Origin of the sequence: Mycobacterium sp. UNC410CL29Cvi84, assembly GCF_000686745.1 — a bacterium.
Taxonomy (GTDB): Bacteria; Actinomycetota; Actinomycetes; order Mycobacteriales; family Mycobacteriaceae; genus Mycobacterium; species Mycobacterium mucogenicum_B.
Map to the genome: position 1 here is coordinate 204,879 of NZ_JMLM01000009.1, position 22,305 is coordinate 227,183.

At 69.3% G+C, this 22,305-nt stretch carries 23 protein-coding genes; 18 read left to right on the forward strand and 5 right to left on the reverse strand.

Going from position 1 to position 22,305, the window contains the following annotated elements; genetic code table 11:
- Positions 1–54 precede the first annotated feature (54 nt).
- Positions 55–876 (reverse strand): helix-turn-helix domain-containing protein, encoded by an 822-nt coding sequence (locus BR47_RS0114480; RefSeq protein WP_029105629.1) that lies wholly within the window; start codon positions 874–876, stop codon positions 55–57.
- Between the two features lie 99 nt (positions 877–975).
- Between BR47_RS0114480 and BR47_RS0114485 the strand changes: the two genes are divergently transcribed.
- The 9 genes from BR47_RS0114485 to hisI are packed head-to-tail and all read left to right on the forward strand — an operon-like array spanning position 976 to position 7,829.
- Positions 976–1,386 (forward strand): SRPBCC family protein, encoded by a 411-nt coding sequence (locus BR47_RS0114485; RefSeq protein ID WP_029119958.1) that lies wholly within the window; start codon positions 976–978, stop codon positions 1,384–1,386.
- 56 nt (positions 1,387–1,442) lie between these two features.
- The gene (gene hisD, locus BR47_RS0114490; RefSeq protein WP_029119959.1) at positions 1,443–2,771 is read left to right on the forward strand and encodes a histidinol dehydrogenase; all 1,329 of its coding nucleotides are present in this window, start codon (positions 1,443–1,445) and stop codon (positions 2,769–2,771) included.
- Positions 2,772–2,802: 31 nt separating this feature from the next.
- Entirely contained in the window at positions 2,803–3,924 is a 1,122-nt protein-coding gene (locus tag BR47_RS0114495) for a histidinol-phosphate transaminase (RefSeq protein WP_036427353.1), read from the forward strand.
- Positions 3,921–4,529, forward strand: coding sequence for an imidazoleglycerol-phosphate dehydratase HisB (hisB, locus tag BR47_RS0114500; RefSeq protein ID WP_020103224.1), 609 nt, complete (start codon positions 3,921–3,923; stop codon positions 4,527–4,529). The genes BR47_RS0114495 and hisB overlap by 4 nt, the downstream gene beginning before the upstream one ends.
- Entirely contained in the window at positions 4,526–5,143 is a 618-nt protein-coding gene (gene hisH, locus BR47_RS0114505) for an imidazole glycerol phosphate synthase subunit HisH (RefSeq protein ID WP_029119961.1), read from the forward strand. The genes hisB and hisH overlap by 4 nt, the downstream gene beginning before the upstream one ends.
- The gene (priA, locus tag BR47_RS0114510; protein ID WP_029119962.1) at positions 5,140–5,871 is read left to right on the forward strand and encodes a bifunctional 1-(5-phosphoribosyl)-5-((5-phosphoribosylamino)methylideneamino)imidazole-4-carboxamide isomerase/phosphoribosylanthranilate isomerase PriA; all 732 of its coding nucleotides are present in this window, start codon (positions 5,140–5,142) and stop codon (positions 5,869–5,871) included. Before hisH ends, priA begins: the two co-directional genes overlap by 4 nt.
- Positions 5,868–6,683, forward strand: coding sequence for an inositol monophosphatase family protein (locus BR47_RS0114515; RefSeq protein WP_029119963.1), 816 nt, complete (start codon positions 5,868–5,870; stop codon positions 6,681–6,683). Before priA ends, BR47_RS0114515 begins: the two co-directional genes overlap by 4 nt.
- The gene (hisF, locus tag BR47_RS0114520) at positions 6,653–7,453 is read left to right on the forward strand and encodes an imidazole glycerol phosphate synthase subunit HisF (RefSeq protein ID WP_177127386.1); all 801 of its coding nucleotides are present in this window, start codon (positions 6,653–6,655) and stop codon (positions 7,451–7,453) included. The genes BR47_RS0114515 and hisF overlap by 31 nt, the downstream gene beginning before the upstream one ends.
- A gap of 28 nt (positions 7,454–7,481) precedes the next feature.
- Positions 7,482–7,829 (forward strand): phosphoribosyl-AMP cyclohydrolase, encoded by a 348-nt coding sequence (gene hisI, locus BR47_RS0114525; RefSeq protein ID WP_020103229.1) that lies wholly within the window; start codon positions 7,482–7,484, stop codon positions 7,827–7,829.
- Here the strand turns inward: hisI and BR47_RS0114530 are convergent.
- Positions 7,826–8,476 (reverse strand): TetR/AcrR family transcriptional regulator, encoded by a 651-nt coding sequence (locus tag BR47_RS0114530; protein ID WP_029119965.1) that lies wholly within the window; start codon positions 8,474–8,476, stop codon positions 7,826–7,828. The two genes, hisI and BR47_RS0114530, sit on opposite strands and share 4 nt — an antisense overlap.
- A 162-nt stretch (positions 8,477–8,638) precedes the next feature.
- Between BR47_RS0114530 and BR47_RS0114535 the strand changes: the two genes are divergently transcribed.
- The 5 genes from BR47_RS0114535 to atzF are packed head-to-tail and all read left to right on the forward strand — an operon-like array spanning position 8,639 to position 15,432.
- Positions 8,639–10,147 (forward strand): amino acid permease, encoded by a 1,509-nt coding sequence (locus tag BR47_RS0114535; RefSeq protein WP_020103231.1) that lies wholly within the window; start codon positions 8,639–8,641, stop codon positions 10,145–10,147.
- Positions 10,148–10,181: 34 nt separating this feature from the next.
- Positions 10,182–11,045, forward strand: a complete 864-nt coding sequence (locus tag BR47_RS0114540) for an urea amidolyase associated protein UAAP1 (RefSeq protein ID WP_020103232.1) — start codon at positions 10,182–10,184, stop codon at positions 11,043–11,045.
- A complete protein-coding gene (locus BR47_RS0114545; RefSeq protein ID WP_029119966.1) occupies positions 11,042–11,689 on the forward strand; it encodes an urea amidolyase associated protein UAAP2 in 648 nt (215 codons plus the stop codon). The genes BR47_RS0114540 and BR47_RS0114545 overlap by 4 nt, the downstream gene beginning before the upstream one ends.
- Before the next feature lie 45 nt (positions 11,690–11,734).
- Positions 11,735–13,756, forward strand: a complete 2,022-nt coding sequence (locus tag BR47_RS30550; protein ID WP_036421264.1) for a 5-oxoprolinase/urea amidolyase family protein — start codon at positions 11,735–11,737, stop codon at positions 13,754–13,756.
- A complete protein-coding gene (atzF, locus tag BR47_RS0114555) occupies positions 13,753–15,432 on the forward strand; it encodes an allophanate hydrolase (RefSeq protein WP_029119967.1) in 1,680 nt (559 codons plus the stop codon). The genes BR47_RS30550 and atzF overlap by 4 nt, the downstream gene beginning before the upstream one ends.
- A 57-nt stretch (positions 15,433–15,489) precedes the next feature.
- Here the strand turns inward: atzF and BR47_RS0114560 are convergent, their stop codons facing one another.
- Positions 15,490–16,287, reverse strand: coding sequence for an ABC transporter ATP-binding protein (locus BR47_RS0114560; protein WP_029119968.1), 798 nt, complete (start codon positions 16,285–16,287; stop codon positions 15,490–15,492).
- Entirely contained in the window at positions 16,284–16,955 is a 672-nt protein-coding gene (locus BR47_RS0114565; protein WP_029119969.1) for a FadR/GntR family transcriptional regulator, read from the reverse strand. Before BR47_RS0114565 ends, BR47_RS0114560 begins: the two co-directional genes overlap by 4 nt.
- Positions 16,956–17,150: 195 nt before the next feature.
- Here BR47_RS0114565 and BR47_RS0114570 point away from each other — a divergent pair, with 195 nt between their 5' ends.
- Positions 17,151–18,788, forward strand: coding sequence for a 2-isopropylmalate synthase (locus BR47_RS0114570; protein WP_029119970.1), 1,638 nt, complete (start codon positions 17,151–17,153; stop codon positions 18,786–18,788).
- Here the strand turns inward: BR47_RS0114570 and BR47_RS0114575 are convergent.
- The gene (locus BR47_RS0114575; RefSeq protein WP_020103239.1) at positions 18,775–19,230 is read right to left on the reverse strand and encodes a peroxiredoxin; all 456 of its coding nucleotides are present in this window, start codon (positions 19,228–19,230) and stop codon (positions 18,775–18,777) included. The genes BR47_RS0114570 and BR47_RS0114575 overlap by 14 nt on opposite strands.
- Positions 19,231–19,232: 2 nt before the next feature.
- Here BR47_RS0114575 and BR47_RS0114580 point away from each other — a divergent pair, with 2 nt between their 5' ends.
- The 3 genes from BR47_RS0114580 (at position 19,233) to trpC (ending at position 22,304) form a co-directional block, all read left to right on the forward strand.
- A complete protein-coding gene (locus BR47_RS0114580; RefSeq protein WP_171024456.1) occupies positions 19,233–20,768 on the forward strand; it encodes an anthranilate synthase component I in 1,536 nt (511 codons plus the stop codon).
- A complete protein-coding gene (locus BR47_RS0114585) occupies positions 20,765–21,391 on the forward strand; it encodes a TIGR02234 family membrane protein (RefSeq protein ID WP_029119972.1) in 627 nt (208 codons plus the stop codon). Before BR47_RS0114580 ends, BR47_RS0114585 begins: the two co-directional genes overlap by 4 nt.
- A gap of 94 nt (positions 21,392–21,485) precedes the next feature.
- Positions 21,486–22,304: an indole-3-glycerol phosphate synthase TrpC gene (trpC, locus tag BR47_RS0114590; protein WP_020103242.1), complete on the forward strand. Its 819-nt coding sequence runs from the start codon at positions 21,486–21,488 to the stop codon at positions 22,302–22,304.
- Position 22,305: the final 1 nt, after the last annotated feature.

Genomic DNA, 22,305 nt, shown 5'->3' on the forward strand with positions numbered 1-22,305 from the left:
CGGACAATAGTCCGGCGTGCACGTGCGTGACGGTCCTGCCGATGGGAAGAGCCGCTAGCCCGTGGCGGCGCGGCGCAGTTCGCGCCGGACGACGGTCGGGGTGTACCCCGTCTGCTCACGCAGCGTCCGGCAGAAGTGGGCCTGGTCGGCGAACCCCAGCGTGGCCGCGACATCGGCGAGCGTGGTGTCACCGCGGTGCAGATGGTCGAGGGCCCGTCCCACGCGGACCCGATTGCGATACCGCGTGACCGATACCCCCAGCTCGTTGCTGAACGATCGGCTCAGACGGTAGGGCGACACCCCGAGGGCAGCGGCGAGGGGGAACAGTCCTGCGGCGGTGTCATCGCCCTGGCGGATCGCTTCGCGGGCTCGCGCCACCAATCGCCGCTCCGAAGTCCGAGACGGCGAATCGGACGCGGGGATCGGCCGTGTTGCCGCCGACCGCAGCGCCGAACCCACCAGCAAGACCAGTTGTTCGGCGATCTGATAGTCGGGGTCGGTGCCTTCGTCGCCCAGCAATCGCCGGTGTGCCAGTTCCAGTCGGGCGTCGACATAGACCGGCGTGGACCCGGTCCGCTGGGGTTCGCCGGCGAGCTGCCACCAACTCGCGGCGCCGAGCTGCAGTGACGTGCACTGGTCGCCCCCGTGCGGATGGGCAAATTGCTCGCCCTCCCCGGGCAGACCGAGATAGCCGAGCGTCGGATCGTGTTCGACGGGACCGCCGGCGCTGCGGCGGTGAAAACTGCCCGAACGGACCAGCACGACGCGGCCGTCGATCGCGCACTCGGGCTCGGACCAGGCCTCGTCGGCACCCGTGCAGCACCAGGTCGCGATGCTGAAGTCGGGTCGCGCGACCAGCGTCTGCGCGGTCAACATGCCGGTGACGTTATCGGTGGGGACCGACACGGTCGGATGACGGCGACGGCCCGCAAGAATGTTCAAGACGTCCGGTCGGCCACCGCCCAGACTGGCGGCATGGCATTCATTCACGTTGAGTTCGATGTTGAGGCAGACCGCGACCAGGTGTGGCAGGTGATCGGGGACTGGGAGGCCGGTCCCGTGCGCATGGCTCCCGGCTTCGTGGTGTCTTGCGAGTCAGCAGGCAACGTTCGGGTCGTGACGTTCGCCGACGGTTTCGTCGGCCGAGAACGCCTGGTCAGTCGCGATGACGCCGATTGTCGAGTCGCCTACTCGTTGATCGGTGATACCGCGCGCCCGGTGCACGACAACGCGGTGATGCGGGTTACGGCCGTCGGTCCGGCGCGCTGCCGATTCCTCTGGTCGCGTGACGTCCTGCCCGACGAAGCCGCGGGCCCGTTGCGGGCCTCGATGGAACAGGCGGCGCCGATCATCAAGAGCGCGCTGGAGAGCTCGACAGTCGCCTAGGCCGCCACGTGGTGGCGGATTTTTATGAACTGGACTGATCAGGGACAATTGAATCGATGGCCGAGATACAGATGTCCCGTATCGACCTGCGTAACCGTGTGCTGACCGCCGCAGAGTTGCGTTCCGTGCTGCCTCGAGGCGGTGTCGACGTAGATGCGGTGCTGCCCAAGGTACGCCCGATCGTCGACGCCGTGGTCGAACGCGGCGCGGTGGCGGCACTGGAGTACGGAGAGTCGTTCGATGGGGTGCGGCCGGCGGCCGTGCGCGTCCCCAAGGCGGAGCTGGACGCCGCGCTGACCCGCCTGCCCGCCGACGTGCGGGTGGCCCTCGAGGTCGCGATCGAGCGGACCCGCGCCGTGCACGCCGACCAGCGCCGCACCGACACCACCACGACGCTGGCCCCGGGCGCGACCGTCACCGAGCGGTGGGTCCCCGTCGAGCGTGTGGGGCTTTACGTACCGGGCGGCAACGCCGTCTACCCGTCGAGTGTCGTGATGAACGTCGTCCCGGCCCAGACCGCCGGCGTCGACTCCCTGGTGATCGCCAGCCCACCGCAGAAGGACCACGGCGGACTGCCGCACCCGACCATCCTCGCCGCGGCGGCCCTGCTCGGGGTCGACGAGGTGTGGGCCGTCGGCGGTGCCCAGGGCATCGCGCTGCTGGCGTACGGCGGCGTGGACACGACCGGCGAAGAACTCGCGCCGGTCGACATGATCACCGGGCCGGGCAACATCTTCGTCACGGCCGCCAAGCGCATCTGCCGCTCCCAGGTGGGCATCGACGCCGAGGCCGGCCCGACGGAGATCGCCATCCTGGCCGACAACTCGGCCGACCCGGTGCACATCGCCGCCGATCTGATCAGCCAGGCCGAGCACGACGAGATGGCCGCCAGCGTGCTGGTCACCACCAGTGAGAAGCTGGCCGACGCCACCGATGTCGAGGTGGCCGCGCAGGTCGCCACGACGCTGCACCGCGAGCGCGTGACGGTCGCCCTGAACGGCAAGCAGTCGGCCATCGTGCTTGTCGACGACCTCGACGCCGGCGTGCGGGTGGTGAACGCCTACGCCGCCGAGCACCTGGAGATCCAGACCGTCGACGCCGCGGAGGTTGCGGGCCGAATCCGTTCGGCGGGTGCCATTTTCGTCGGCGCCTGGTCGCCGGTGAGCCTCGGCGACTACTGCGCCGGGTCCAACCACGTGCTGCCCACCGCCGGCTGCGCGCGGCACTCCAGTGGCCTGTCGGTGCAGACGTTCCTGCGTGGCATCCACGTCGTCGACTACACCGAGGCGGCCCTGAAAGATGTTGCGGGTCACGTGATCACGTTGGCCAATGCCGAGAACCTGCCGGCGCACGGTGAGGCCGTACGCCGGAGGTTCGAACGCTGATGAGCGCTTGCGCGAAGAACAGAAGGCTCTGATGGGCAAGAAGATTTCCTTGGCCGACCTGCCGCTGCGGGAGAACCTGCGCGGCAAATCGCCCTACGGCGCACCGCAACTCGTCGTTCCGGTGCGGCTCAACACCAACGAGAACCCGCACCCGCCGACGCAGGCACTGGTCGACGACGTCGCCGCATCGGTCGCCGTGGCTGCCACCGAGTTGCACCGGTACCCGGACCGCGACGCCACGGCGCTGCGTACCGATCTGGCCGCGTACATGCAGGCGCAGACGGGTGTCGCGCTGACGGCGGAAAACCTCTGGGCGGCAAACGGTTCCAACGAAATCCTGCAGCAGCTGCTGCAGGCGTTCGGCGGGCCGGGCCGCAGCGCGCTCGGGTTCGTGCCGTCGTACTCGATGCACCCGATCATCTCGGACGGCACTCAGACCGAGTGGCTGTCGGCGACCCGGGCGACCGATTTCGGTCTCGACGTCGACGTGGCCGTGGCCGCGATCGAGGCGCAGCAGCCCGACGTCGTCTTCGTGACCAGCCCCAACAACCCGACCGGGCAGAGCGTTCCGCTCGACGACCTGCGCCGCCTGCTCGACGTCACCCCGGGCGTCTTGATCCTGGACGAGGCGTACGGCGAGTTCTCGTCGCAGCCAAGCGGTGTGGCGCTGCTCGCCGAGTACCCGGCCAAGCTGATCATCAGCCGCACCATGAGCAAGGCGTTCGCCTTCGCCGGCGGGCGGCTGGGTTACCTGGTGGCGGACCCCGCCGTGATCGACGCGATGCTGCTGGTGCGGTTGCCGTATCACCTGTCGGTGCTGACGCAGGCGGCCGCGCGTGCGGCGCTCCGCCATGCCGATGAGACGCTGAGCAGCGTCGCCACCCTGGCGGCGGAGCGGGACCGGGTGGCAGCGGCGTTGTCCGACATGGGTTTCCGGGTGATCCCCAGTGACGCCAACTTCATCCTGTTCGGTGAGTTCGCCGACGCCGCGGCGACCTGGCAGCGCTACCTCGACGCCGGTGTGCTGATCCGCGACGTCGGGATTCCTGGATTCCTGCGCACCACCGTCGGTTTGGCCTCGGAGAACGACGCCCTGCTGGAAGTCAGCGCCAAGCTCGCCGCATCGGAACTAGCCCCACAAGGAGTTTCATGACCCGCCGTGCCCGCGTGGAACGCACCACCAAGGAATCCAGCATCGTCGTCGAGATCGACCTCGACGGCACCGGCCAGGTCGACATCAGCACCGGGGTGCCGTTCTTCGACCACATGCTGACCTCCTTGGGCACGCACGCCAGCTTCGATCTGACGGTGCACGCCAAGGGCGACGTCGAGATCGAGGGCCACCACACCGTCGAGGACACCGCGATCGTCCTCGGTCAGGCGCTCGGCCAGGCTCTGGGCGACAAGAAGGGCATCCGCCGCTTCGGCGATGCGTTCATCCCGATGGACGAGACCTTGGCCCATGCGGCCGTTGATGTTTCGGGCCGTCCGTACTTCGTGCACACCGGCGAACCCGAGTCGATGGTGTCCTTCACCATCGCCGGGTCGTCGGTGCCGTACCACACCGTGATCAACCGGCACGTGTTCGAGTCGCTGGCATTCAACGCCAAGATCGCGCTGCACGTGCGCACGCTGTACGGCCGCGACCCGCACCACATCACCGAGGCGCAGTACAAGGCCGTGGCGCGCGCGCTGCGTCAGGCCGTCGAACCCGACCCACGCGTGGCCGGGGTGCCGTCGACCAAGGGCACTCTGTGACCAAGAAACTCGTCGTTCTGGACTACGGTTCGGGCAATCTCCGGTCCGCGCAGCGCGCCCTCGAGCGGGTGGGCGCTGACGTCGAGGTCACCTCGGACGCCGCTGCCGCGGCTGCCGCCGACGGTCTGGTGGTGCCCGGCGTCGGCGCCTACGAGGCCTGCATGACGGGTCTGCGGTCGATCGGCGGGGAGAAGATCATCGCCGACCGGCTGGCTGCGGGTCACCCGGTGCTGGGTGTGTGCGTCGGCATGCAGATTCTGTTCTCGAAGGGCGTGGAATTCGGCGTGCAGACCGAGGGCTGCGGCCAGTGGCCCGGCGAGGTCACCCGGCTCGACGCGCCGGTGATTCCGCACATGGGCTGGAACACCGTCGATGCCGCGGCCGGCAGCACCCTGTTCAAGGGGCTCGACGCGGACACCCGGTTCTACTTCGTGCATTCCTACGCCGCCCAGCAGTGGGGTGGCCATCCCGACGCGAAGGTCACCTGGGCCACGCATCACGTGCCGTTCATCGCCGCCGTCGAAGACGGCGCGCTGTCGGCGACACAGTTTCATCCGGAGAAGAGCGGCGACGCAGGTGCGACGCTGTTGGCGAATTGGGTTGAGGGGCTATGAGTTTGATTTTGTTGCCGGCCGTTGATGTGGTCGACGGCAAGGCAGTGCGGCTGGTGCAGGGCAAGGCCGGCAGCGAGACCGATTACGGTTCGGCGCTGGAGGCTGCGCAGACCTGGCAGCGCGACGGTGCCGACTGGGTGCACCTGGTGGACCTGGACGCCGCTTTCGGCCGCGGTAGCAACCGGGAACTGCTGGCCGAGGTGGTCGGCAAACTCGATGTCGCAGTGGAGCTTTCGGGCGGCATCCGCGATGACGCCTCACTCAAGGCGGCCATGGACACCGGCTGTGCCCGCGTGAACATCGGTACCGCCGCGCTGGAGAGCCCGGAGTGGTGCAAGCGCGCCATCGGCGAGTACGGCGACCGCGTGGCGGTCGGTCTGGACGTGCAGTTCGAGAACGGCAGCTGGCGGCTGCGGGGCCGCGGCTGGGAGACCGACGGCGGCGACCTGTGGGAGGTGCTGGAACGCCTTGATAGTGAAGGGTGTTCGCGCTACGTCGTCACCGACGTCACCAAGGACGGCACGCTGACGGGCCCGAACCTCGATCTGCTGAGCACGGTCGCCGGCCGCACCACCGCACCGATCATCGCGTCGGGCGGCGTGTCGAGCCTGGACGACCTGCGGGCCATCGCCACGCTCACCGGGCAGGGCGTCGAGGGCGCCATCGTCGGAAAGGCTTTGTACGCAGAGCGGTTCACGCTGCCTGAGGCGCTGGCTGCGGTTAAGTGATCGAATCGGCGAGGTTGGCAGAGCTGGTCGCGACCGCGACCGGCATCCTCGACGACGCCGTCGCCCCGTTCATCGCCGGCCACCAGGCCGACGCGGCAGTTCGCAAGAAGGGCAACGACTTCGCCACCGAGATCGACCTCGCCATCGAGCGCCAGGTCGTCGCGGCGCTGACGTCGGCGACCGGAATCGGTGTGCACGGTGAGGAATACGGTGGCGAGCCCATCGATTCCGAACTGGTGTGGGTGCTCGACCCGATCGACGGCACGTTCAACTACGCGGCCGGTTCGCCCATGGCGGCGATCCTGCTCGGCCTGCTGTGGCGGGGCACTCCGGTCGCCGGGCTGACCTGGCTGCCGTTCATGGGCCAGCGCTACGTCGCGACCGTGGACGGTCCCGTCCGCGACGGTGACACGGTATTGCCGCCGCTGGCCCCGACCACACTGGCCGAATCGATCATCGGCATCCAGACCTTCAACATCGATTCGAAGGGCCGGTTCCCGGGCCGGTGGCGCAATGCGGTCCTGTCGGGCCTGACGCGGGAATGCTCGCGGGTGCGCATGCACGGGGCCACGGGCCTCGACCTGGCCTACGTCGGCGCCGGCATCCTCGGCGGTGCGATCAGCTTCGGTCACCACATTTGGGACCACGCCGCGGGTGTGGCCCTGGTCCGGGCCGCCGGCGGTATCGTCACCGACCTGGCCGGCGAGCCGTGGACGGCCGATTCGAAATCTGCGTTGGCCGCCGCGCCCGGTGTGCACGAGAGGATGCTGGAGATCGTGAAATCCGTTGGCATTCCGGAGGATTACCTGTGAGTCTCGCAACACGCGTCATCCCGTGCCTGGACGTCGACGGCGGCCGGGTGGTCAAGGGCGTCAACTTCGAGAACCTGCGGGACGCCGGTGATCCCGTCGAGCTGGCGGCCGCGTATGACGCAGAGGGTGCCGACGAGCTGACGTTCCTGGACGTAACCGCGTCGTCGTCGGGCCGCTCGACCATGCTCGAGGTGGTGCGCCGCACCGCCGAGCAGGTGTTCATCCCGCTGACCGTGGGTGGCGGCGTGCGTTCGGTCGAGGACGTCGACACGCTGCTGCGCGCCGGTGCCGACAAGGTCTCGGTCAACACCGCCGCCATCGCCCGGCCCGAGCTGCTGTCGGAGCTGTCGCGCCAGTTCGGTTCGCAGTGCATCGTGCTGTCGGTGGATGCCCGCACCGTGCCGGAAGGCTCCGAGCCCACCCCGTCCGGCTGGGAGGTGACGACGCACGGCGGCCGCCGCGGTACCGGCATCGACGCCGTCGAATGGGCCGCGCGCGGAGCCGAACTCGGCGTCGGGGAGATCCTGCTGAACTCCATGGACGCCGACGGCACCAAGGCCGGGTTCGACCTGGCGATGCTGCGGGCGGTGCGCGCCGCGGTGAGCGTGCCGGTGATCGCCAGCGGGGGAGCCGGCGCCGTCGGCGACTTCGCGCCCGCGGTGCAGGCCGGTGCCGATGCGGTCCTGGCGGCCAGCGTGTTCCACTTCCGCGAGCTGACCATCGGTCAGGTGAAGGAAGCGATGGCGGCCGAAGGGATCACGGTGCGATGAGCGCTTGCGCGAAGAGCAGAGGGCACTGATGAGTCTCGATTCGAATATCGCCGCCCGCATCAAGCGCAACGAGGCCGGGCTGTTCACCGCCGTGGTGCAGCAGCGCGGCACCGGCGACGTGCTGATGGTCGCCTGGATGGACGACGACGCGCTGGCCCGCACCCTGGAAACCCGTGAGGCGACGTACTTTTCCCGCTCACGTGGTGAGCAGTGGGTCAAGGGTCTGACATCGGGCCACACGCAGTACGTGCACTCGGTGCGGCTGGACTGTGACGGCGATGCCGTGCTGCTCGAGGTCGACCAGGTCGGTGGGGCCTGCCACACCGGCGACCACAGCTGCTTCGACGCCGACCAGCTGCTCGCGCCCGAGGCCTAATCCGGCTCGGCCAGGTGCTGCTTCACCAGCGCGCGTCCCTCGGCCCGCAGGGCGTCGTCGACGTCGACCTCGAGCACCCGTAGGGCGGCATCGGCGATGGCTTCGGCCACCTCGTCACCGGTGATGTCCGGATCGTCGACGCGCTGCGCGATGACCGTCTCGGTCAGGCGCACCGGCAGGCCGCAGCGGAACTCGTCGCGGCCGCCCACGGCGTCGACCGCCAGTTCGCGGTAGACGGCGTGCAACTCGCGGCGCCGGCGGTGGAAGCCCTCGATGCCGTCGACCTCCGGCAGCAGATAGAGCCGGCCCAGGTTCCACGGCACGGACAGCAGGTTGGCCGCGTCACCGGCCGTCACCGCCCACAGGGCCGCCTTCGGATTGTCCACCGAGCGCGTCACGCGCCGCGCGAACTCCAGCGACGGCACCACCGTCGCGTCGAGCAGCGCCTCGAGGATGGCCTCTTTGTTGGGGAAGTGGTGATACAGCGAGGCCTGGCGGATGCCGACGGCCTCGGCGATCGACCGCGTCGAGGTCACCGTGAAGCCTTGTGTCACAAACAGTTCTCCGGCGGCATCGAGGATCTGTTCGACGGCGGTACTGCCGGGGCGTAGGGCATCGCGATGACGGGGACGGCCGGGGCGGCTCATGCCACTACTGTGCCACTTGCGGTCAGCCGCGCAGCGTCGGCTCGCGTGAAACGCAACTGTTACATCGCGACCCACGTCGGAAACGTCGGTGACCCCTCTGCGTCACGCTTCCCATTAATTCTGTCAGTTGACAGGTATTAGGCCTCGCAGAATCGGAATCGGATGACATTGACCAACACGTCGCCGGCAGATCACGACGATCTCGCCGAGTTCGGCTACGACCAACAGCTGCACCGCTCGCTGGGCAAGTTCGCCTCGTTCGCGGCCGGTTTCTCGTTCGTGTCGATCCTCACCACGATCTTCCAATTGTTCGGCCTCGGATACAGTTTCGGCGGTCCGGCGTTCTTCTGGACCTGGCCGGTGGTGTTCATCGGACAGTTCGCGGTGGCCCTGTGTTTCGCCGAACTCGCGGCCCGCTACCCGATCTCGGGGGCCATCTACCAGTGGGCCCGCCGCCTCGGCGGTGAGGTCGTCGGCTGGTTCGGTGGCTGGTTCATGATCGTCGCCCAGATCATCACGGCGTCCGCCGCCGCGATCGCGCTGCAGGTGGTGCTGCCGGCGGTGTGGTCGGGCTTCCAGATCATCGGCACCGATACCGCACTGACGTCCGCCGACGGCGCCGCCAACGCCGTGCTGCTGGGTACCGCGCTGCTGATCATCACCACCACGATCAACTGCATCGGGGTGCGCTGGATGTCGCGGGTCGCGACGATCGGCGTGTGCTGCGAGATCATCGGCGTGATCGCCGTCGTCGGTGTCTTCTTCACGCACGCACAGCGCGGTCCGCAGGTCGTCTTCGATACCGGCGGCGCGGGTTCGGGCTACGGCTGGGCCTGGATCGCCTCGGGCCTGATGGCCGCCTACGTCATGGTCGGCTTCGGCTCGGCCGGTGAACTCGCCGAGGAGACCCGCGACGCGCGTCGGGTCGCCCCCCGCACCATCCGGTCGGCGCTCACCGTCTCGGCACTCGGTGGCGGTCTGATGATCGTCGGCGCACTCATGGCGGCGCCGAGCCTGACCGACGGCCGTCTGGCGACCGAAGGCCTGCCCTACGTGCTGGGTGCGGTGCTGTCCTCGCCGTGGGGCACGCTGCTCCTCGTCGACGTGGCGATCGCGATCTTCATCTGCACCCTGGCAATTCAGACCGCGGCCACCCGCCTGATGTTCTCCATGGCACGCGACCAGCGGCTGCCGTTCTCGTCGCTGCTGTCGCGCGTCAATCCGGCTACCGGGACGCCCATTCCGCCCGCGATCGTCGTCGGTGTCGCGTGCGTCGGTGTGCTCCTGGTGAACGTCGGCAACTCCGCGATCTTCGCGACCCTGGCCAGCGTCTGCATCATCGCGATCTACATCGCCTACCTGCTGGTGACGGCGCCGCTCCTGGCGCACCGGCTGCGTGGAATGCGCTGGGACGCTTCGGTTACCGACGCCGGCGGCCGGCCGCTGTTCTCGCTGGGCCGCTGGGGTCTGCCGGTCAACATCTTCGCCGTCGTGTACGGCGTGGCCATGGTGATCAACCTGGCCTGGCCGCGGCCGGAAATCTACGACCCGACGGGCACCATGCCGCTGCTGGTGTGGGCCGGGCCGTTCACCATCGTCGCCATCGTCGCGCTCGGCGCCCTGTGCTTCCCGTACCGACGGACCCACCCGCGCCCCGTCGGGTCGCTCTGACCCCGTCCAATCCACAACTGCCGAAAGGATTCTCGTGAGTTCTTCGTCCACCACCTCGACGACCGCCGCCGCCCGCGCACACGCCCGTGCGCAAGCCGGCACCCACACCGCAGCCATGCCCGTCGTCCCGGCATCGCAGTGGCCGACACCGCCGGCCGGTGTCGATGCCGACCGCCTGACCTGGGCCGAGACGGTGCCCGGCGGCCGCTACACCAGCAAGGTGCTGGACCGCGGAACGCGGTTGCGGCTCACCGACATCGACGGCCGCGCGTGCGCGCACCTGCTGCTGTGGCGCGCCGACGCCCCCTGGGAGCGCCTGAACACCGCCGACACCGTCAAGGTGCCATGGCAGGCGTATCTCGGTACCGGGCACCCGCTGCTCGATGACCAGGGACGGGTGCTGGCGACCATCGTCGCCGACACCTCGGGCCACCACGATGCCCTGTGCGGCACCACAACCCGATCCCAGAACGAAGCCCGCTACGGGGCCGGCAGCGCGCACTCGGACAGCCCGGCCGGCCGGGAGCTGCTGGTGCTCGCCGCACTCAAACACGGCCTGGGTCCGCGCGACGTCGGCCCTGGCGTGTCGTTCTTCCACGGCGTCCGCGCCGACGACGCGGGCCAGCTGGTGTCGACGGGCTCGGCCGGAGCCGGCACGGCGATCGAACTGCTCGTGCACCTGCCGGTGATCGTGGCGATCGCCAACACCGCGCACCCGCTCGACGAATCGCCGACCTTCGACACGTCCGATCTGGAGGTGCTGGCCTGGTCGGCACCCGCCGACCTCGCCGACCTGGCCGCCCGAGCCGAAACGATCGGACCCGAATACGAACGCGCGCACCGCAACACCGAAGACGTCTGGACCGCACTGCACCTCACCGAAGGAGTTCCCGCATGAGCACCGTCATCGACTCGGTCCCCGCGCTGGTGTCCGGCACGACCATCCTCGACGAGATCGTCGAGGCCCGCGGTCCCTGGTCGGCCATCGTCGCGGCCGGCGATGTGCTGACCATCGTCGACCTGCACGGCAACCAGGCCGTGGACACGCTGATCTACGGGGCGCACGACACGTCCCGCCGGTACAGCGCCCAGACCACCATCACGGCGCAGAAGTCGCTGTTCGTCAGCACCGGAACGGTGTTGCGCGACAGCGACGGTGGGGCACTGATGACTGTTGTTGCCGACGAAGTGGGCAATCACGACACCGTCGGCGGCGCCTGCTCGCAGGAGTCCAACACCCTGCGCTACGGCCACCACACCCGTCATCAGCACGCGTGCGTCGAGAACTTCCTGATCGAAGGCGCCCGCTACGGCCTCGGAAAGCGTGACCTGGCACCGAATCTCAACTTCTTCATGAACGTGCCGGTCGAGGCCGACGGCACGCTCGGCATCGTCGACGGGCTGTCGGCGCCGGGACTGCGGGTGGCGCTGCGCGCCGACACCGACGTCCTCGTGCTGGTGTCCAACTGCCCGCAGATCAACAACCCGTGCAACGGCTTCGATCCGACACCGGTGCGGATGATCGTCACCCGCCCGTCCTGATCCACGTTCTCTCGCACCGCGTTCTGCATTCGAAGGAGTACCGGAATGGCGCCATCCGCCCTTACCGTGCTGCGGCCCGGGCCGAGCACCACCGTCCAGGACTGGCCGGGCCGCATCGGCTACTGGCAGGTGGGCGTTCCGCCGTCAGGCCCGATGGACGACCTGTCACTGCGGCTGGCCAACCTCGCGGTCGGTAACGCCGAGGGCGCACCCGGCCTGGAGGCCACGATGGCCGGTCCGACACTGGGATTCGACGAGGCGACGGTCGTCTGCGTCACCGGCGCCCCGGTATCGGTCACGCTCGACGGGGTCCCGGCACGGCAGTGGGCACCCATCGCCGTCCCGGAGGGCGGTGTGCTCGAGATCGGCGCGGTGCAGGGCGTCGGCATGCGCATCTACATCGCGGTGGCCGGTGGTATCGAGGCCGAGGCGTACCTCGGCTCGCGTTCGACGTTCACGCTCGGGAAGTTCGGCGCCGGTGGGCGGGCCCTCGCGGCCGGCGACCGTCTCGATCTGGGTACCCCGGGGGGACGACCGCGCCGGCTGACCGATGAGGAGATCCCGTCGATCGGCCACGAATGGCGCCTGGCGGTCACCGAAGGACCGCATGGCGCGCCGGAGTTCTTCACCCGCGCCGACATCGAAAGCCTCTACGAGGCCACGTATCTGGTCGACCACAACCTCGACCGCACGGGTGTGCGCCTGGTCGGGCCGAAGCCGCAGTGGGCCCGGCCCGACGGCGGTGAGGCCGGCCTGCACCCGTCGAACATCCACGACACCCCGTATTCGGTTGGCGCCCTGGACTTCACCGGCGATACCCCGATCCTGCTCGGTCCGGACGGACCCAGCCTCGGCGGTTTCGTCTGCCCGGTGACGGTGACGTCGGCGGACCGCTGGAAGCTCGGGCAGCTCACGCCCGGCGATCGGGTGCGCTTCGTACCGGTGCGGGCCAGTGCCGCGGCACCGCTGGCGGCCCTGGGCACCTCGCGGCGCGCGGCATCCCCGGTGGTGCGCAGCCCGCGCGGTGACGGCGACGACGGTGTCCTGCACCGCGGCGTCACCGGCGACGGTACGACGTCGATGACCCTGCGCCGCAGCGGTGATGACAACCTGCTGGTCGAATACGGCACGATGACACTGGATCTCGTGCTGCGGGCGCGGGTGCACGCGCTGCACACCGCGATCGACGCGCACCGGCCCCGGGGAATCATCGACCTGACGCCCGGGATCCGTTCGCTGCAGGTCAAGTTCGACGCCGCGCTCACCGACCACCAGGCGATGACGGCTTTCGTGCTCGACCTCGAGTCCGCGCTCGGACCCGTCGACCAACTGGTGCTGCCGAGCCGCTCGGTGCGGCTGCCGTTGAGTTGGGACGACCCGACCATCCGGCTCGCCATCGACCGGTACCGCAACGGTGTGCGCGACGACGCGCCGTGGTGCCCGAGCAACATCGAGTTCATCCGGCGGATGAACGGCCTCGAGTCGCAGCAGGAGGTGTTCGACATCGTCCATGCGGCAAGCTATCTCGTGCTCGGTCTGGGGGATGTCTACCTCGGCGCCCCCGTCGCCACCCCGGTCGATCCCCGCCACCGGGTGGTCACCACCAAGTACAACCCGGCGCGCACCTGGACGCCGGAGAACGCGGTCGGGATCGGCGGTGCCTACCTGTGCATCTACGGTATGGAAGGCCCGGGCGGCTACCAGTTGATGGGCCGCACCACGCAGGTGTGGAACCACCGATACCCGTTGTCCGCACCGGGTTTCGAGCCCGAACAGCCGTGGCTGCTGCGGTTCTTCGACCAGGTGTCGTGGTACCCGGTGTCCTCGGAGGAACTGACCGACCTGCGGGCCGACGTCGCCGCCGGACGCGGCACGGTCGACATCACCGACGGTGAGTTCCGCATCGCGGACTATCTCAACTTCCTGTCGAGGGAAGCCGACGACATCGCCGCGGTACGACAGCGGATGACCGCCGCCCGCAACGAGGAGCGGGCCCGCTGGGAGGCCAGTGGCGAGATCGGCGCGCGCAAGAAGCCGTGCGCCACAACAGGACAGGAAGTCGCATGACGGACCGGATCAGCGCCGCCTACGCGGCCATCACGCAGCGACCGGAGGCCTTCATCACCGTCCGGGACGAGGACACCGTGCGCCGCGAGGTCGCACAGGCGCAGGGACCGCTGGCCGGTCAGCTGCTGGCGGTCAAGGACAACGTCGACGTCGCGGGCCTGCCGACCACGGCGGCGTGCCCGGGCTACGCCTACACCCCGGATGCCGACGCGCCGGTGGTGGCGGCGCTGCGGGCGGCCGGCGCGGTCGTGATCGGCAAGACCAATCTGGACCAGTTCGCCACCGGGCTCGTCGGCACTCGAAGCCCCTACGGCGCGGTGCGGGACGCGCGGCGGCCGGACCGGATCTCGGGCGGCTCGTCGTCGGGTTCGGCCGTCGCCGTGGCCATCGGTGCGGCTGACATCGGAATCGCCACGGACACCGCGGGATCCGGCCGGGTGCCGGCGGCGTTCCAGGGCCTGGTCGGAATCAAGGGCACGATCGGGCTGGTGTCGACGACGGGCGTCGTCCCGGCCTGCCCGAGCTACGACTGCGTGACGATCCTGGCGCGTGACCTGGCCACGGCAGAGAGCGCCATGGCCGTGATGGCAACCACGACGCAGCGGCCGTGGCCCGCGTCGACGCGCTTCGCCGCCCCGGCCGAGCCGGTGCTGGCGGTACCCGCCGAGCTACCGGCGCTGGCTCCCGGCTGGGACGTCGCGTTCCAGCGCGCGGTCGACGCCGCGCGGGACGCCGGGATGCGGATCGTCCCCATCGACCTGACGGACTTCCTGGCCGCCGCGCGGCTGCTGTACGACGGGGCACTGGTCGCCGAACGCACGGAAGCGGTGGGGGACTTCATCAGTGGTGCCGGTGCCGACGCCGGTCTGGACCCGACGGTCGCGGCCATCATCACCGCCGGCGGCTCCCACACCGCGACCGGGCTGCTGCGTGACCGTCGTGAGTTGGACCGCCTGCGAGAGCGGGCCTTCCGGGCACTGGGGGAGTGCGACGCGCTGCTCGTCCCCACCGCTCCGCTGCACCCGACGCTCGCCGAGGTGGCGGCCGACCCGGTCGCGGTCAACGCCCGGATCGGTACGTATACCAACTTCTGCAATCTCTTCGACATGTGCGGCGTCGCGGTTCCGGCGGGCGAGGTCGTCGAATCCGACGGCACCACAGCACAATTCGGCGTCACGGTGCTGGGCCGGGCCTTCGATGACGCCGTGGTCGCGGACATCGCGGCCCGCCTGGGCGGTGGCGAGCGCGGTGCGGCGGCGTCCTGGCCCGAGCGCGCGGGCGCCGGGGTGCTGACGCTGGTCGTGGCCGGAGCGCATCTGCGTGATCAGCCGCTGGCCGGTCAGCTCCACGATCTCGGGGCGCGGTGGGACGGGCCGGCGCGCACGGCCGAGCGCTATCGGATGACAGCGCTGCCGTCGGGCAAGCCCGCGCTGGTGCGGCTGCCCCATGGTGGACGGGCTTTCGAGGTGGAGCGTTGGTCGCTCTCGCCGGCGGCGCTCGGGACCTTCCTGGCGGCCCTCCCGACTCCGATGGGGCTGGCGGCGGTCGAGCTCGACGACGGGTCCTGGGAGACCGGGTTCGTGTGCGCCGACGAGGGGGCCATCGCGGCGCCCGACATCTCGGAATTCGGAGGTTGGCGGGCGTATCTGCAGGCCCGCGAGTTCGCCACCCAGTGATTTGTGCACGATTTTCCGCGGCAAGCGCGGAAAATCGTGCACAAATCCCGGTCAGAGTTACGCGATGACCCGGCCGGCCTTGGCGCGCGCCGACCACCGGCCGTGGTCGCAGCCGACCTCGATGGGGTGCGAAAAGGCCTCTGTCACATGATCGGTCGTCACGGTCTCGACCGCCGGGCCCACCGCGACAGTGCGGCCGTCGGAAATCAACAGCGCGTGCGACGTCGACGTCGGCAGCTCCTCGAGGTGATGCGTCACCAGGATCGACGCCATCTCGGGATGTGAATGCTCCAGCGCATCAAGGGTTTCCAGCAGCTGCTCGCGCGCGGCGACATCGAGGCCGGTGGTCGGCTCGTCGAGCAGCAGCAGCCGGGGTTCGGCGATCAGCGCGCGGGCGATCAGGGTCCGGCCACGCTCGCCCTGCGAGAGCGTCGGCCACACCGCGTCGGCGCGGTGGGTCAATCCGACGGTGCCGATCAAATCGTCGGCCCGTGCGATGTCGTCGGCGGTGGGTGTCCAGCGTGCCGCGATGTCGATGGTGCCGGTGACGCCGGTCAGGACCACCTCGCGCACCGTCAGCGGGTACTGCAACCGGTGCCGGGGATTGACGTGACCGATCGACCGTCGCAGCGGCGCCAGGTCGGTGCGGCCCATCTGTGCGCCCAGCACCCGCACGGTGCCCGTCGTCGGGAACGTGACTGCGCCGCAGAAGCCGAGCAGCGTGCTCTTGCCTGCGCCGTTCGGGCCGAGCAGCGCCCAGTGCTCGCCCTCGTGCACCGTCAGCGAGACGCCGTCGATGATCTGCTTGCCCTCGCGCCGGAAGGTGACGTTGTCGAGTTCGAGGACCGGGGTCATGTGAACGACTCCTTCAAAGCGCTCAGGTGGGTGCGGCTCGCGGCCGCCGCGGCGTCGGGGTCGCGCGCCACGATGGCGTCGGCGAGTTGCTGATGCAGGGCGTGGTCGCACGGCTCCGATGTGATCGGGCGGATCTTCAGCATGTCGATCATGGCCAGCCGCAGTCGGGGGAGGAACGCGTCGAACAGCTGGGTCAGCACGTCATTGTGGGCCGCGGCGATCACGGCCCGGTGAAACGCCATGTCCGCATCCACGTGTTCGGGCACCGACTGGCCGACGGCGCCGCGCGCGGCGAGCGTGCGCCGGATGGTGCGCAGGTCGGCCGGCGTGCGGCGGGTGGCGGCCAGGGCCGCGCCCTCGGCCTCGATGGCGATCCGGGCCTCGATCACCGAGGCGATGTTCGCGCTGCGCAGTACGGTGTCCCAGTCGTCGGAGACATCGAGGGCGGTGACGAAGACACCGGCACCCTGACGGCTGTCGAGGACGCCCTTCCCGGCCAGTTCCCGGATGGCTTCGCGCAGTGTCGAGCGGCCGACGCCGAGCTGTGCGGCCAGCGTCGTCTCGCCCGGAAGTCGTTGTCCGAGCGCCCATTCACCGTCTTTGATGCGCGTCAGCAGGAGCTGCGCGGCTTGCGCCGCCAGGGGTTGACGCTGTACCTGCGCGACCATGATGCCTCTCTACTTGTCTGAGGAGTTGTGTATAGTCTACCCATCATGACGCGCGTGCTTCTCCTTGGCTGCCGCGGCGGGGTCTGAAACGACCGGCCCCCTGCCGTGGGGCTCTGTCGCGACCGGTCACTTTCATCCCTGACCGAAAGCAGACCACTCATGAGCACTTCCTGGAACCGTCAACAGCCGTCACCCATGCCGTGGCATCGCTACACCGATGTCTTCAATCGGGTGGATGTTCCCGTGGCCGAAAGGGATTGGCCCAGTAACCGAATAACCACCGCGCCGCTGTGGGTGCCCGTCGACCTGCGCGACGGCAATCAGGCCCTCGCCGAGCCGATGGACCCGGAGCGCAAACGCCGATTCTTCGAGCAACTCGTCGCCATCGGTTACAAGGAGATCGAGGTCGGCTACCCGTCGGCATCCCAAACCGACTTCGACTTCGTCCGGCTGTTGGCCGAAACCGACATCGCACCAGAGGATGTCACCATCGCGGTGTTCACCCCGGCCCGCCGCGACCTGATCGAGCGGACGGTCGAATCGGTGCGAGGTATGCGCAACGACGTCGTCATCCACATGTACACCGCGACCGCGCCCACATGGCGAAACACCGTGCTGGGCAAGGACCGCGACGAGCTGCGCGGCCTGATCCTGCACGGCGCGCTCGACGTGCTCACCCTGACCGAGGACATGCCGAACGTCCGGTTCCAGTTCTCGCCGGAGGTGTTCAACCTCACCGAGCCCGATTATGTGCTGGAGATCTGCGACGCCGTGACGCAGCTGTGGGACGCCACCGCGAGCCGGCCGGTGATCCTGAATCTGCCTGCCACCGTTGAGGTTGCGACGCCCAACGTGTACGCCGACCAGATCGAGTACATGCACCGGAACCTGGCCCGGCGCGACGCGGTGATCCTGTCGGTGCACCCGCACAATGACCGGGGGACCGGCGTGGCCTGCGCCGAACTGGCCGTGCTGGCCGGCGCGCAACGCGTCGAAGGCTGCGTGTTCGGCAATGGCGAGCGCACCGGCAACGTCGACATCGCCACCCTGGCGCTCAATCTGTATGCGCAGGGCGTCGACCCGATGATCGACTTCTCCGACATCGACGCGATCGCCCGCAACGTATCGCACTGCACCCGGATGCCGATCCACGAACGGCATCCGTATGTCGGCGACCTGGTGCACACCGCGTTCTCGGGAACGCATCAGGACGCGATCAAGAAGGGCATGGCCGAGCACCGCGCGCGAGCCGCAGCCGCCGGGCAGCCCGAACGCGAAATCGACTGGCGGGTGCCGTATCTGCCGATCGATCCGGCCGACATCGGCCGCAGTTATGACGCCGTCATCCGGGTGAACTCACAATCCGGCAAGGGCGGCATCGCCTACCTGCTGAACACCGGGTACGGACTGGACCTGCCGCGGCGGCTGCAGATCGACTTCGCGCGGCATGTGCAGACCCACACCGACGGCAGTGGCGCCGAGGTGACCGCCGCCGAGCTGTACGAGCTGTTCGAGGCGACATACCTGGGCTGCAGTGGCCCGGTGGAGCTGAAGGACTGGCACGCCAGCAGCGACGACACCACCGAGATCACCCTGACCGTCAACGGGATCGCCCGCACGAGTACGCACCGCGGCGTCGGACCGGTCGAGGCGTTGACCCAGGCGCTGGCCGATGTGGACCGGCCCGTCGAGATCCTGAGCCTCACCCAGCAGTCGATCGGCGACACGGCGGTCACCTACCTCGAACACCGCGGCGGCTGGTCGTGCGGCCGCAGTGACTCGGTGCTCACCGCGTCACTGGCGGCGGTGATCCGGGCGGCTAACGCGCCCTGAGCACCTCGAGCGCCTTGTCGGCGTGGGAGTCCATCGAGATCTCGCTGGCGATCACCTCGAGAACCTTGCGGTCGGTGTCGATGACGAACGTGGTCCGCTTGACGGGCATCAGCTTGCCGAGCAGGCCACGTTTCACACCGAACGCCTCGGCCACCGCGCCGGAGGTGTCCGACAGCAGCGGGTAGTCGAAGCTGTGCTTCTCGGCGAACTTGTCCTGCTTCTCGACCGCGTCCATGCTGATCCCGACCCGGGACGCACCGACCGCGGCGAACTCGGCCGCCAGGTCCCGGAAGTGGCAGGCCTCCATGGTGCAGCCCGGCGTCATCGCCGCGGGGTAGAAGAACAGCACGATCGGCCCGTCGGCCAGCAGTTCGGAAAGGCTGCGGTTCGTCCCGGTCTGGTCGGGGAGATTGAACTCTGCGACGACGTCACCACGTTTCATGGTTGCCACGCTACTTCTGGGAGGATGACCGCGTGAAGACGACCTCACGTGAGGAATTCCAGGCGCTGGCCGCCGAGCACCGTGTCGTGCCGGTGACGCGCAAGGTGCTCGCCGACAGCGAGACGCCGTTGTCGGCCTACCGCAAGCTGGCCGCCAACCGTCCCGGCACGTTTCTGCTGGAATCGGCCGAGAACGGGCGCTCGTGGTCGCGATGGTCGTTCATCGGTGCGGGCGCCCCGTCGGCGCTGACGGTCCGTGACGGCGAAGCCGTCTGGCTCGGCAACACCCCGCAGGACGCACCGAGCGGCGGCGACCCGCTGCAGGCCGTGCGCGACACCCTGGCGCTGCTGCAGACCGCGCCGGTGCCGGGGCTGCCGCCACTGTCGAGCGGGCTGGTGGGTTACTTCGCCTACGACATGGTGCGCCGGCTGGAACGGCTGCCGGAGTTGGCGGTCGACGACCTCAAACTGCCGGACATGGTGCTGCTGCTGGCCACCGACATGGCCGCCGTCGACCACCACGAGGGCACCATCACGCTCATCGCCAACGCGGTCAACTGGAACGGCACCGACGAGCGCGTCGACTGGGCCTACGACGACGCCGTCTCCCGCCTCGACGTCATGACCAAGGCGCTGGGGGAGCCGCTGCCGTCGAGCATCGCGACCTTCAGCCGCCCACAGCCGCAACCGCGCCAGCAGCGCACGGTCGAGGAGTACACGGCCATCGTCGAGAAGCTCGTCGGCGACATCGAGGCCGGCGAGGCGTTCCAGGTGGTGCCCTCGCAGCGCTTCGAGCTGGACACCGCCGCCGACCCCATCGACGTGTACCGGGTCCTGCGGGTGACCAACCCCAGCCCGTACATGTATCTCCTCAACGTGCCCAATGCCGAAGGCGGCCTTGACTTCTCGGTCGTCGGCTCCAGCCCGGAGGCGCTCGTCACCGTGAAGGACGGGGTGGCGACCACACACCCCATCGCCGGCACCCGGTGGCGCGGCGCCACCGAGGAGGACGACATCCTGCTCGAAAAGGAGCTCCTCGCCGACGACAAGGAGCGCTCTGAGCACCTGATGCTGGTCGACCTGGGCCGCAACGACCTGGGCCGCGTCTGCCGGCCGGGGACCGTCCGCGTCGAGGACTACAGCCATATCGAGCGCTACAGCCACGTCATGCACCTGGTCTCCACCGTCACCGGCCACCTCGCCGACGACAAGACCGCGTTGGACGCCGTCACCGCCTGTTTCCCGGCCGGGACGCTGTCGGGGGCGCCGAAGGTCCGGGCCATGGAACTCATCGAAGAGGTCGAACTGACCCGCCGCGGCCTGTACGGCGGTGTGCTCGGGTACCTCGACTTCGCTGGTAACGCCGACTTCGCCATCGCGATCCGCACCGCGCTGATGCGCGGCGGCACCGCTTACGTGCAGGCCGGTGGCGGCGTCGTCGCGGACTCCAACGGGCCGTACGAGTACAACGAGTCGTCCAACAAGGCCAAGGCCGTCCTGGCGGCGATCGCGGCCGCCGAGACCCTGAGCGAGCCGTGAGGACCACCCGCACCGCTCAGGTGCTGCTGCTCGTCGCCGCGCTGATGCTGTGGGGCGCCTCCCGGCTGCCCTGGGTCGACGTGTCGTCGTTCGACGGGCTGGGCCAGCCGAAGACGACGACGCTGTCCGGCGCGGCCTGGTCCACGGCCCTCATCCCGCTGGCGCTGCTGGCCGGCGCTGCCGCGGTGGCGGCGCTCGCCGTGCGGGGCTGGGCGCTGCGACTGCTGGCGCTGCTGGTCGCCGTCGCGAGCGCCGGGATGGGATATCTGGCCATCAGCCTGTGGGTGGTCACCGACGTCTCGGTGCGCGCCGCCGACATGGCACAGATCGCGGTCATGTTCCTCGTGGGCACGCAGCGGCACTACTGGGGTGCCGGGGTGACGCTGGCCGCCGCCGTGTTGACGCTGGTCGGAGCCGTTTTGTTGATGCGTTCGGCCGGTCAGAGTGCTGCGGCGCCGGCCACGTCGAAATATGCCGCGCCGGCCGCGCGCCGCGCGGCGGCACAGGAAGAAGCCGCCGACGGCATGTCCGAACGGATGATCTGGGACGCCTTGGACGAAGGCCATGATCCGACCCGGAACGAGGGACCTGATCCCTCCCAGAACGACGGCGGCGGGAAATGAGCGTGGCCCGGTGGCAGTCTGCGCCGCCCTGGCGACTACCCTTCGAGATGATCATCTGGCTTGCCGAACCGGCACGGAAGGACGACGACGCGTTATGACTTCGGGGACCGTGCTCGACTCCATCATCGAGGGAGTTCGCGCTGATGTTGCCACCCGCGAAGCCGCGCTGAGTCTGACCGAGGTCAAGGAGCGGGCCAAGAAGGCGCCGACGGCCAAGGACGCTCTCGCCGCGCTGCGGGAGCCGGGCATCGGCGTCATCGCCGAAGTGAAGCGGGCGAGCCCCAGCAAGGGGGCGTTGGCGCAGATCGACGATCCCGCCAAGCTGGCCAAGGCCTACGAGTCCGGCGGTGCCCGCGTGATCAGCGTGCTGACCGAGGAGCGTCGCTTCAACGGTTCGCTGGCCGATCTGGACGCCGTGCGTGCCGCGGTGTCGATCCCGGTGCTGCGCAAGGACTTCATCGTCACCCCGTACCAGATTCACGAGGCCCGGGCGCACGGCGCCGACATGCTGCTGCTGATCGTCGCGGCACTGGAGCAGTCGGTGCTGACCTCGATGATCGACCGGACCGAGTCGCTCGGGATGACCCCGCTGGTCGAGGTGCACACCGAGGAAGAAGCGGACCGCGCCATCCAGGCCGGTGCCAAGGTCATCGGCGTCAACGCCCGCGACCTCAAGACCCTTGAGGTCGACCGCGACTGCTTCGGCCGCATCGCACCCGGTCTGCCGAGCAACATCATCCGGATCGCCGAGTCGGGAGTGCGTGGCACCGCCGACCTGCTGGCCTACGCCGGTGCCGGCGCCGACGCCGTCCTGGTCGGTGAAGGCCTGGTGACCAGTGGCGACCCCCGCAGCGCCGTCGCCGACCTGGTGACGGCCGGCACGCACCCGTCCTGCCCGAAACCAGCCCGCTGAA

What these genes read in the sequence shown, in the direction of transcription:
- BR47_RS0114535 (WP_020103231.1), top strand. Translation starts at nt 8,639, where the DNA reads ATGACATTGACCAACACGTCGCCGGCAGATCACGACGATCTCGCCGAG.
- BR47_RS0114530 (WP_029119965.1), bottom strand. Translation starts at nt 8,476, where the DNA reads ATGAGCCGCCCCGGCCGTCCCCGTCATCGCGATGCCCTACGCCCCGGC.
- BR47_RS0114560 (WP_029119968.1), bottom strand. Translation starts at nt 16,287, where the DNA reads ATGACCCCGGTCCTCGAACTCGACAACGTCACCTTCCGGCGCGAGGGC.
- priA (WP_029119962.1), top strand. Translation starts at nt 5,140, where the DNA reads ATGAGTTTGATTTTGTTGCCGGCCGTTGATGTGGTCGACGGCAAGGCA.
- hisD (WP_029119959.1), top strand. Translation starts at nt 1,443, where the DNA reads ATGGCCGAGATACAGATGTCCCGTATCGACCTGCGTAACCGTGTGCTG.
- trpC (WP_020103242.1), top strand. Translation starts at nt 21,486, where the DNA reads ATGACTTCGGGGACCGTGCTCGACTCCATCATCGAGGGAGTTCGCGCT.
- hisI (WP_020103229.1), top strand. Translation starts at nt 7,482, where the DNA reads ATGAGTCTCGATTCGAATATCGCCGCCCGCATCAAGCGCAACGAGGCC.
- BR47_RS0114545 (WP_029119966.1), top strand. Translation starts at nt 11,042, where the DNA reads ATGAGCACCGTCATCGACTCGGTCCCCGCGCTGGTGTCCGGCACGACC.
- BR47_RS0114565 (WP_029119969.1), bottom strand. Translation starts at nt 16,955, where the DNA reads ATGGTCGCGCAGGTACAGCGTCAACCCCTGGCGGCGCAAGCCGCGCAG.
- BR47_RS30550 (WP_036421264.1), top strand. Translation starts at nt 11,735, where the DNA reads ATGGCGCCATCCGCCCTTACCGTGCTGCGGCCCGGGCCGAGCACCACC.
- BR47_RS0114495 (WP_036427353.1), top strand. Translation starts at nt 2,803, where the DNA reads ATGGGCAAGAAGATTTCCTTGGCCGACCTGCCGCTGCGGGAGAACCTG.
- BR47_RS0114480 (WP_029105629.1), bottom strand. Translation starts at nt 876, where the DNA reads ATGTTGACCGCGCAGACGCTGGTCGCGCGACCCGACTTCAGCATCGCG.
- BR47_RS0114570 (WP_029119970.1), top strand. Translation starts at nt 17,151, where the DNA reads ATGCCGTGGCATCGCTACACCGATGTCTTCAATCGGGTGGATGTTCCC.
- BR47_RS0114485 (WP_029119958.1), top strand. Translation starts at nt 976, where the DNA reads ATGGCATTCATTCACGTTGAGTTCGATGTTGAGGCAGACCGCGACCAG.
- hisB (WP_020103224.1), top strand. Translation starts at nt 3,921, where the DNA reads ATGACCCGCCGTGCCCGCGTGGAACGCACCACCAAGGAATCCAGCATC.
- atzF (WP_029119967.1), top strand. Translation starts at nt 13,753, where the DNA reads ATGACGGACCGGATCAGCGCCGCCTACGCGGCCATCACGCAGCGACCG.
- BR47_RS0114575 (WP_020103239.1), bottom strand. Translation starts at nt 19,230, where the DNA reads ATGAAACGTGGTGACGTCGTCGCAGAGTTCAATCTCCCCGACCAGACC.